Origin of the sequence: Clostridium sp. 19966 (assembly GCF_032335695.1) — a bacterium.
GTDB lineage: Bacteria > Bacillota > Clostridia > Clostridiales > Clostridiaceae > JACTOJ01.
The window spans coordinates 216,770-227,083 of record NZ_JACTOJ010000007.1 but is presented as its reverse complement, the minus strand read 5'-3'; the positions used below and the strand labels follow the sequence as shown (position 1 = coordinate 227,083).

Annotated in this window: 9 protein-coding genes; all 9 read left to right on the top strand. The window is 35.0% G+C overall.

Features of this window, described 5'->3' with window-relative positions:
- The first annotated feature begins 348 nt into the window (after positions 1-348).
- The 9 genes from IAI10_RS09815 to folP all read left to right on the top strand — a co-directional run bounded on the left by IAI10_RS09815 (position 349) and on the right by folP (position 10,294).
- Positions 349-765, top strand: coding sequence for a hypothetical protein (locus IAI10_RS09815; protein ID WP_315673133.1), 417 nt, complete (start codon positions 349-351; stop codon positions 763-765).
- A 51-nt stretch (positions 766-816) separates the two neighbouring features.
- Positions 817-1,269, top strand: a complete 453-nt coding sequence (locus IAI10_RS09810) for an NUDIX pyrophosphatase (RefSeq protein WP_315673132.1) — start codon at positions 817-819, stop codon at positions 1,267-1,269.
- A 207-nt stretch (positions 1,270-1,476) separates the two neighbouring features.
- Entirely contained in the window at positions 1,477-2,292 is an 816-nt protein-coding gene (nudC, locus tag IAI10_RS09805) for an NAD(+) diphosphatase (protein ID WP_315673131.1), read from the top strand.
- 11 nt (positions 2,293-2,303) lie between these two features.
- Positions 2,304-5,300: an exonuclease domain-containing protein gene (locus tag IAI10_RS09800; protein ID WP_315673130.1), complete on the top strand. Its 2,997-nt coding sequence runs from the start codon at positions 2,304-2,306 to the stop codon at positions 5,298-5,300.
- Between the two features lie 28 nt (positions 5,301-5,328).
- Positions 5,329-7,284, top strand: a complete 1,956-nt coding sequence (locus IAI10_RS09795) for a TetM/TetW/TetO/TetS family tetracycline resistance ribosomal protection protein (protein ID WP_315673129.1) — start codon at positions 5,329-5,331, stop codon at positions 7,282-7,284.
- A gap of 91 nt (positions 7,285-7,375) precedes the next feature.
- Complete coding sequence (locus IAI10_RS09790) at positions 7,376-8,251, top strand: DegV family protein (protein ID WP_315673128.1); 876 nt, start codon at positions 7,376-7,378, stop codon at positions 8,249-8,251.
- A 140-nt stretch (positions 8,252-8,391) separates the two neighbouring features.
- Entirely contained in the window at positions 8,392-8,949 is a 558-nt protein-coding gene (folE, locus tag IAI10_RS09785; RefSeq protein WP_315673127.1) for a GTP cyclohydrolase I FolE, read from the top strand.
- Positions 8,950-8,963: 14 nt separating this feature from the next.
- Positions 8,964-9,455: an HD domain-containing protein gene (locus IAI10_RS09780; protein WP_315673126.1), complete on the top strand. Its 492-nt coding sequence runs from the start codon at positions 8,964-8,966 to the stop codon at positions 9,453-9,455.
- 20 nt (positions 9,456-9,475) lie between these two features.
- Positions 9,476-10,294, top strand: a complete 819-nt coding sequence (gene folP, locus IAI10_RS09775; protein WP_315673125.1) for a dihydropteroate synthase — start codon at positions 9,476-9,478, stop codon at positions 10,292-10,294.
- The last annotated feature ends 20 nt before the right edge of the window (positions 10,295-10,314 follow it).

Here is a 10,314-nt window from a genome sequence, read left to right as displayed (position 1 = left end):
ATTTTAATTATTATCCATTTTTTAAAAATTATTCATGGATAATTTAGTGGTTATTCTTTTTTTCTTTTTTTAGGGTCAATTGACCCTAAAAATTGGTTTTCAGAATAGCCTAATTTTAAAGCATAGCCTAATAAAATTATAACATAAAACAATAATTTTAAGTTAATGCAAGAATGTGAAAAAATCCAAAAAACAGTAAAGAAATAATTGTTTAATAAAACTTGAACATATTAGCTATTTCTTTTAATCATAAAATGTATTATTATAAACGTACATTTGACTTTTATTTGAAATTTAGGAAGCTATTCCATTGAGGCTAATGTCTAATATATTGGGAGGTGAGGATATATGAAGAAAACTATTAAATTTACTTTATTTACTATGTTGATTTTTGTATGTTTTATAGGCTTTGTAGGATGTAAGTCTGCAGCCAAAGTGTCAGAAAACAATTCAAATGGATTTAGTCAAGCAGAAGCAATTGATGAATCTGTTAAGAACCATCCTGAATTTCCTACTAATCCGAATGATACAATTACAAAGGAATTACCAACAGGGGGACCGTCTGGTTCAACAGCAAAGGTTAAATATACAACAAAGGTTCAATTATCTAGCAAAGGCTCATATTTAGTTACACTTACAAAAGATTGGGGCATCACTGTAAAAGGGACTTATGTAAAAAGTTTCTGGAAGTATGAAGTTACACCCAATAGCACAAAACTTATAGATTATGTTGATAATGATAAACTCCCTGGCACAATGAAATGATAAAACATTGAAGAAAATATAAATTTGATATATAGAGGGGAAGGGATTATTTTGAGAGCACCTATGCAAGTATTAGTTATACCATATAAAATAATAGACGGAAAACCAGAATACTGCATTTTTATGAGAAGTGACGTTCTTTATTGGCAATTTATTGCAGGAGGTGGAGAGGATAAAGAAACTCCATTTGAGGCTGCCAAACGAGAAGCATTTGAGGAAGCAAACCTTAAACTGACACTTCCTTACTATCAATTAACATCAACCTTTTATGTACCTGCTGACTGCATTTCTGAAAAACATAGGCAGTATTGGTCAGCAGACACATTTGTTTTACCTGAATATTGTTTTGCAGTAAATGTGGATTCAGAATCTATAAAATTGTCCTCAGAGCATACTGAATATAGTTGGGTTACATACGAGAAAGCAAGAGAGCTGTTATATTGGCAAACCAATAAAGTTGCTCTTTTTGAACTTGATAATAGAATAAAATCGAATATGTTTTAACTGAAAGGGCGGAATTCTCCTAGCTTCTATTAAGTGGGAGATGGATAGCCCTTATTATTTTAGATTCGATGCCTTTATCAACATTCTTTTAAAACATAGCCTTGATTATAAATAGAAGGTTTATTATGACATGTCTTGAATTGCTTTTTTTATAGACGTAATATAAAATGAGTAAATAATAGATGATGCGAAGGGATTTATATAAAAATGATGGATAATTTTAAAATAACTTTTGATAATGCCAGAGAAAGCAAAAAAGAGGATTTATATTTTGTATTTTTTAAGGGAAATATATTGGTAAAGAAGCAAGGAGATTCAGTACATGTACCTAACTTCAGTGATATTGAAAAATTGGGTATAAATTATGAGCATAGTTTTTTTATAGGAGAGCTTGATGGTAAGGCTTGTTTTACTTTTAGGATTGAAACTGAGTTTAATCATTCAGAGGAACTTCAGTTAATTCCAATGAGGGACTTTGCCAGACTCATGAGTGAAGAGCTTTTTTTGATTGCAGGAAGGGGCAGCCAGATAATAAACTGGGACAAGACTCACAGCTTCTGCGGAAGATGCGGAGCTAAAACTGAAAACAAAAAAGATGAGATGGCAAAGCTCTGCCCTGAATGCGGAAATGTGATGTATCCTGTGATCTGTCCAGCTATAATAGTTGCGGTTATAAAAGAAGGTAAAATATTGCTTGCCCATAATGGTAATTTTAAAAATGATATGTACGGGTTAGTGGCAGGCTTTGTGGAAGCAGGAGAAGATTTGGAAAGCGCAGTAAAGAGAGAAGTATTTGAGGAAATAGGGATAAATATAAAGAATGTAGAATATTTCAAAAGCTCACCTTGGCCATTCCCTAATTCTTTAATGTTAGGATTTTTCGCGGAATATGCTTCTGGAGAAATAAAGGTGGATGGCAGAGAGATAGTTCATGCAGACTGGTTTTCTAAGAATGAATTTCCTAATATACCTGAAAAATTCAGCCTGGCAAGAAGGTTGATTGATGAATTTGCAAAAGCATAAAAGGAGAATCTATGGAACCGTACAGCATATTAAATAATTTAGTGTTTCTGGATATAGAGACTACAGGCATAGATCCTAATAAGGATAAAATAATTGAGATCGGTGCAGTTAAAATAATAAATAATGAAGTTACCAGGTTCACTTCCTTGGTTAACCCCAATATTCAGGTGCCTTTGAATATATTTGATTTGTGCAGGGGGATCACTCAGGAGGAGCTGGAGGAGGCCCCACAGCTTGGAAAGGTCATGGAGGAGCTTTTGCTTTTCATTGAAGAGCGTCCTTTGGTATGCCATAACTCAGGTTTTGAAAAAAGCTTCCTTAAGGTGAAAAATGAATTTTTAGATTCTCTGGAGCTGGTGGCTATTCTTTATCCAGAGCTTCCGGAATTTAATCTTCAATACTTAATAAAAAGGTTTCTGCCTGCTTATAAGGAAGAGATTCACAGAGGGCTTAGTGATTCTGAAGATACAGTTAAAGTACTCAACTATGTAATAAGCAGCTTCTATGAAGAAAATGGTTATATTCTTCCTATGAGCATAACCGAGCTTTCAGGGTGGAGCTGGTATAAGTATCTTCAAGGCATAAATATGGAGGTAGTAAAGCAATTTGTAGAGGACAGACCCATTACCTTCCAAAGAAAGCTGGAGGAGCCCTATCCTGTATTTGCTCTTAAGCATTATGAAAAACTTTTTGAGCAGCAAGAAATTTGGAAAAGAAACGGCAGAAGTTATACTTTAAGACCCCAGCAGAAGGAGGCTTCCAAGTTCATAAGGCAGGGCTTGGAAAAAGGGAAGATAACCATAATGGAAGCTCCTACCGGCCTTGGCAAAAGCATGGCCTATTTGCTCCCATCAGCAATATACTCTCATTTAAAGCAAGAAAAGATAATAGTATCTACTAATACTAAAAGCCTCCAAAACCAACTGGTGGATAAGGATATACCAAACCTTTTAGAAGCCTTGGATTTAAAAAGTGATGTGAATTATACCTTGATGAAGGGCAAAAATAATTATTTGTGCTTTGACAGGTTTGAAGATATAGAGTATCCCGAAGATATGCAGACTCTAATAGGCTATATATATCTTAAAAGATTGATGACGGAAAAAGGCTTTGGTGATAGTGAGGAAATAAATTATGCTATAAGGGAAAAGCTTAAGCTTAATCCTTTAATAGAGCAGTGTCTCTGCGATGCTGAACTTTGCGATGTAGATGTGTGCAAATACAAGGATAGCTGCTACTATGCTTCTAAGGTAACGGCTTTAGCTGAAGCTCAGCTCATAGTGGTAAATCATTCTCTGCTTCTTAAATGGCCCTATCAAAATATAGTGCCTCTTGAAAATATAATAGTGGATGAAGCTCATAATCTTACCCAGGAGGCCTATGATGCTTTCCAGAGCAGCATAATTTCCTATGAGCTTGAAAAATTTGTATCAGATATATATAACAGCAAAAACCAGAAGGGATACCTGTATTATCTGGCTAAAAGAACACAAAAAGATAAATTGCCCTTAGAGGAAATGGAGGCTGCTATAGCTCAGTGCATAAACCAGGCAAGGAATATAGGAGCTGCCTTTGAAAAATATATAGTTTCTTTCGGGATAAGCAGGGACTATAATATCAAAGAGCATCTTAACAAAGGAAATGCAAAGCTTGCAGGGGTAATAAAGTATGTGGAATATTTGAAAGAAGACTTAAAGGAATTAAATAGGCATTTGGATGCAGCAGTGGCTACTTTAAAGGAGGTTTCCACTCTTGAAAAGGATAAAAGGCTGAAAATATTAATAGAAAAGGTAGAAACCATAAATGCCTATACCAGCTTAATTGAAAATATGCTGCTTCAAAGTGAAGAAGATTGCTGCTTTTATTATGAAGTAGACAAGAATTTTAATTGGTGGAAGCTTTCCATGATACCTCTAGATGTTTCAGGTGCCTTTTATGAAAAAGTTCTTAGCGGCATAAAAAGCTGCTTATTTATATCTGCAACTCTCAGTACGGATAACGGCTATAATAATCTGAAAAATACCCTGGGAATAAATATTGCTAAATCAGAAAATAAAGAAATAATAGATGTACCTCCTATAGAACCTGTTTTTGATTATAAGGGAAAAAGTGCTGTATATGCTGTAGATGGGTTTGATCCTAATGATGCGGAGGGGTTTGCAGGGAATTTAAAGCTATTTCTTTTAGAGCTTTTAAATAATGTGGATGGAAATATCATAATGCTTTTCACCAGCAGAAAAAGACTAGAAGCCTTCCGGGAAGAAGCAGAGATGGAGCTCAATTCCTTAGGCATAAGATTGGTTCAGGGTAAGAAAGATGTAGAGAAACTGAAGTCCAGGAAGGATAGGTATATCCTTTTAGGGTCTAAAGGTTATTTTGAGGGGATAGATATTCCAGGAGATGCCATGACCACAGTTATATTGGATAAAGTGCCTAATATAAATAGCAAGGAACCCTTTTATAAGTCTCTTATAGATAATAGTGTGGAAGGTGGCAAAAATTATTGGAGAGCCTACGCAGAGGTGAATTTTCCAATCGTATCTATAGATTTAAAACAGATTTATGGAAGGCTTATAAGAACCGAATATGACTATGGAGCATTATTTATAATGAGCAAGTTTGATGCTAACAATTCTACAGTAAAAAGACTTGAGAATCAGCTTCATGGAGTACCTGTCATAAGAAAAGGTCTTGAAGGCAATTTTATGGATTTGAGCTTAAGAACTATAAGGTGGAAGCAGATAAATCTATATAAGATAATGAAAGAAGTACAAAAGCCTTTAAAAAGGAATATTTCAGAGAAAAAGAAGAATAAAGAAATAAATTCTCTTAAGGAAACAGAAGAGTTTATAAATGCATATATGGAGCAGGAATATGAAAAAAGGAAGCTGAATTACGATGCTAAGATAATTTTAGGGGAAGAGGCAAGTATATACATAAGAGATAGAAAGCTTAATTTAGGAGCTAATAAAGAGAATATAAACAAGTATTTTAAGGATATAGTCTAGAATTTAAGCTTTAGGAGGACTTAAAATTATGAATAAAACCATCGGATTATTAGCCCATGTTGATGCAGGTAAAACTACCTTTGCAGAGCAGATACTTTACCATACAAACAGCATTAAAAAAAGAGGAAGAGTCGACCACAAGGATGCCTTTCTAGATAGCCACAGCATAGAGAGGGAGAGAGGAATCACGGTATTTGCGGATCAAGCTGTCTTTAACTACAAAGCTTCAAATTATTGCTTAGTGGATACCCCAGGACATATAGATTTTTCTCCAGAAATGGAGAGAGCTATAAGCATAATGGATTATGCGGTATTAATAATAAGCGGTGTAGAAGGGGCGCAGGGACACACAGAGACTGTATGGCAGCTCCTTAGAAAACATTCCATTCCAACCTTTTTTTTCATAAATAAAATGGACAGAGAGACAGCCAGCCTTCAGGCAGTAATAAAAGAAATAGAAGAGAGCCTTACAAGTGAAACTTGCTTCCTTTCAGAACCTGTTTTAGATAATATGGAAGAGGAACTTATAGAATTTATAGCTGAGAGAGATGAGGAAACCTTTCAGCATTATTTAGAAGAAGGCTACAGCAAGGAGCTTTGGATAAATACTCTAAAAAAGCTAATAAAGGAAAACAAAGTATTTCCATGCTTTTCTGGCTCAGCTCTTCAGGATATAGGAATAGAAGAGTTCTTGAATTGCTTGGACATGCTTACCTATACAGAATATTATATGGACAAGGAATTTAGCGGCAGAGTTTATAAGATAAGACACGATGAGCAAGGAAATCAAATAACCTTTATAAAGGCTCTAAGCGGAAGCCTTAAGGTGAGGGATGAAATAAAAATAAATGCTCATGAAAAAGAGAATATAGAGAAGATAAGCCAAATAAGAATTTATAATGGGGATAAGTTTACTGCTAAGGATTTAGTAACGGCTGGAGAGGTATTTGCTGTAGTGGGAGCAAATTCAGCTAGAGTAGGATATGGAATAGGAAATTTAAAAGAGACCCTTAGCTATGAAATGATACCTACATTAAAATCTAAAGTAATATTTGATTCAAAGCTTAATGCAAAAGATGTTCTTTATAAATTTAGGCTTTTGGAAGCAGAAGATCCATCTTTAAATGTAATATGGGAAGAAAAGCTTCAAGAGCTGCAGGTGCATATAATGGGAATAATTCAGCTGGAAGTATTAAAAGAAGTAGTTAAAGAAAGATTCAATCTTCCAATGGATTTTGGTCCCTGTGAAATTCTTTATAAGGAGACTATAGAGAAAGAGGCTGTTGGCTATGGTCACTTCGAGCCATTAAGGCATTATGCAGAGGTTCATTTAAAGCTGGAGCAAGCTCCAAGAAATACAGGAATAACCTTTGAGAACCAATGCCACTCGGATGATATGACAGAAGGGAATCAAAATCTGGTTCGCAGCCATATATTTGAAAGGGAGCATCACGGCATATTAACTGGTTCCTCCATAACCGATATAAAAATCACACTTTTAACAGGAAGAGCTCATAATAAGCATACTTCAGGAGGAGACTTTAGAGAAGCTACCTTTCGAGCTTTAAGGCAGGGCTTGGAAAGCACTAAAAATATTCTGCTGGAGCCTTATTATCGTTTTAAAATAGAGGCTCATATAGATTATATGGGAAGGATATTATCTGATATTCAGAAGTTTAATGGCAGTTTTGAAGCCCCCGAAATTAATGAAAATCATAAGGTTATTATAATAGGAAGAGGGCCGGCAGCCACTTTTATGAATTATGGAGTGGAATTTGTAGCTATTACTAAAGGAAAAGGAAAGCTAACCTTTATATTTGATGGATATGATTTATGCCATAATGAAGAGGAAGTAATTAAAAAAGCAGACTATAATAAAAATGCTGATATAGAATATACTTCTACTTCAATATTCTGCTCAAAAGGGCAGGCTTATTTGGTAGAGGGAAAGGATGCAAAGGCATATATGCATTGTCTAACATAATTAAATCTTTTAATAGATAAATATCGGAATATCGCAATATACAAAAACATGTTATAATGGTTTAGGATGAAAAGAAAAGAGATGAGCTTTAATGACTAAAATTATGGTTGATAGCACTTGTGATCTTCCAGAGGAACTGCTGAAGAAATATGATATCAAGATTTTTCCTCTCAGGGTTCTAATCGAGAACAAGGAATATATTGACAAGGTAGATATACAGGTTGATGAAGTTTACAAAGCTATGAGAAAAGGCATATTACCTAAGACCTCTCAGCCTAATCCAAAGGACATATATAATATGTTTAATGAATATTGCGCAAAGGGAGAAGATTTTATATTTATAGCTTTTTCTTCAGTGATGTCTGGAACTTATCAGCTAGCTGAGGCTATAATGAAAGAATTCAAGGAAAGGTATCCCCATATTAATATGACTGTGATTGATTCCCAGGGAGGATCAACAGCCACAGGACTTATTGCAAGAAATGCAGCAATTTTAGCAGAACAGCCTGGACAAACCTTTGAAAATTTGGTGAAAAACATAGAAGCAATGGTTGAGAGCATAGAGCACGTATTTACCATATCGGATTTAAACTGGATGATTAAAGGCGGGAGAATAAGCAGGGCTCAAGGAATCATAGGAAATATGATGGACATAAAGCCCATACTTGATGTTAATAATGGGTATATGGAAGTAATAAAAAAGGTGCGGGGAAGAAAAAAAGCCTTGAACACAGTGGTAGACATCTTAGAACAAAGAACAGCTGGACTAACGGATCAGATTATTGGAATAAGTCATGCAGATGATTTAGAAACAGCAGAAGAATTGATTAAGCTTATTAAAAGCAGAGTAGGATGTTCAAACTTCATTGTAAATAAGATAGGCAGTGTACTAGGAAGCCATCTGGGTATAGGCGGAGTTGGAATATTCTTTTTTAATGGTAATGTAGATAGAAGTCTTATAAGATAGAACTATGTTTTAAATAAAGATTGTCATAACTTTCCAAGGAGAGTTAAGACAATCTTATTATTTTAATTTGAAAATTTCTTTGGTATAATAGGACTCATTAAAACTTAGTCATTTGAGCATGGCTTTAGGAGATGAAAATAATGGTTAACACGGATAAGATAAAAGAAGCGGTTAAGCTTATAATAGAGGCTATTGGAGAAAATCCAGAGAGAGAAGGTCTTGTTGAAACTCCGGATAGAATTGCAAGGATGTATTCTGAAATATTTTCTGGGCTTGAGGAAAAAGCAGAGACTCATTTATCCAAGACTTTTACGGTAGAAAATGATGATTTGGTTATTGAAAAGGATATTCCTTTTTACTCCATGTGTGAGCATCACTTTCTGCCTTTCTATGGGAAGGTTCATATTGCTTACATACCCTCAGGAAAAGTAACAGGTTTAAGCAAGCTTGCCAGAACTGTAGATGTATTTGCTAAAAGACCTCAGCTTCAGGAAAAAATGACGGCGGATATAGCAGATGCTATATATGATGAATTGCAGGCCCAAGGGGCATTGGTTATCATTGAAGCGGAGCATCTGTGCATGAATATGCGTGGAATCAGAAAGCCAGGCAGCAAAACTAAAACTATAGCGGCCAGAGGAACACTTTTGCAGGATAAAGAACTTAAAAAAGAGGTATTAGCTCTTATAGCAGATTAGTGAGGAAACCAGTTATGAAAGATTCCAAAACTTTAATAAACTCAATACTTTTAAACCAGCTATACAAGGAATGTTTATATAAAAATAAAAGGCAGGAGGAATTAAGAGAATTTTGCCACCATGATTTAGAACACTTTTTAGCTGTAGCTAGAATAGCTTATATAATAAATCTTGAAAGAGGCATGAAGCTGGATAAACACATTATTTATGCAGCAGCTTTGCTCCATGATATAGGGAGATGGAAGCAGTATCAGGAGGGTACTCCTCATGAACTTGCCAGTGCAGAGCTTTCTTTAGAAATACTCAAGGAATGTGAATATGGAGCATCAGAAATTCACATTATAATTAATGCTATAACTTCTCATAGAGAGTATCATGAAGGTATTGAAAATCTTTCAGAACTTATATATTATGCTGATAAAAAATCCAGAAATTGTTTTGATTGCCAAGCATCACAAAATTGTAATTGGTCTGAGGCAAAAAAGAATCATGGTATAGAGTATTAATTTTGAACTGGAGATGTATTATGAGTAAGATTATAAATATAGGAAATAAAGCTTTTGAATTAGATACAAGAACTTATGTAATGGGAATCCTTAATGTTACGCCTGATTCCTTTTCAGATGGGGGAAAATATATTGACATAGATAAAGCAGTTTACCACGCTAAGGAAATGATAAAACAGGGAGCAGACATTATAGATGTAGGAGGAGAATCCACAAGGCCTAATCATACTCCGGTGGGAGTAGAAGAGGAACTTAGCAGGGTTATTCCTGTTGTTAAAGCGTTAAGTAAAGAAATAGATGTGCCAATTTCAGTGGATACTTACAAGGCAAAGGTTGCAGAGATGGCTATGCTTGAAGGAGCGGCTCTAATTAATGATGTATGGGGCTTCAAGAAAGAACCACGAATCGCTGAAGTTGCTGCCAAGTATGATGCTGCCTGCTGCCTGATGCACAATAGGGAAACAAGTAATTATAGCAACCTTATGCAGGATGTTTTAAGAGATCTGCAGGAAAGCATAGACATAGCCTTAAAAGCTGGTGTGAAAAAAGACAAGATAATATTAGACCCAGGTATAGGTTTTGCAAAGAGCTATGAGGAAAATCTTGCAGTGATGAATCAGCTGGAGCTTATTTATTCTTTAGGATATCCAGTACTTTTGGGAACCTCAAGAAAATCTATGATAGGAAATGCTCTTAATCTTCCGTCAGAAGAAAGAGTGGAAGGAACCATCGCAACTACAGTAATAGGAATAATGAAAAAATGTGCTTTTATAAGAGTACATGATGTTAAAGAAAACAAAAGAGCATGTATGATGACAGATGCTATAGTAAGAAGATGATACATTAAGGTAGGTGAACA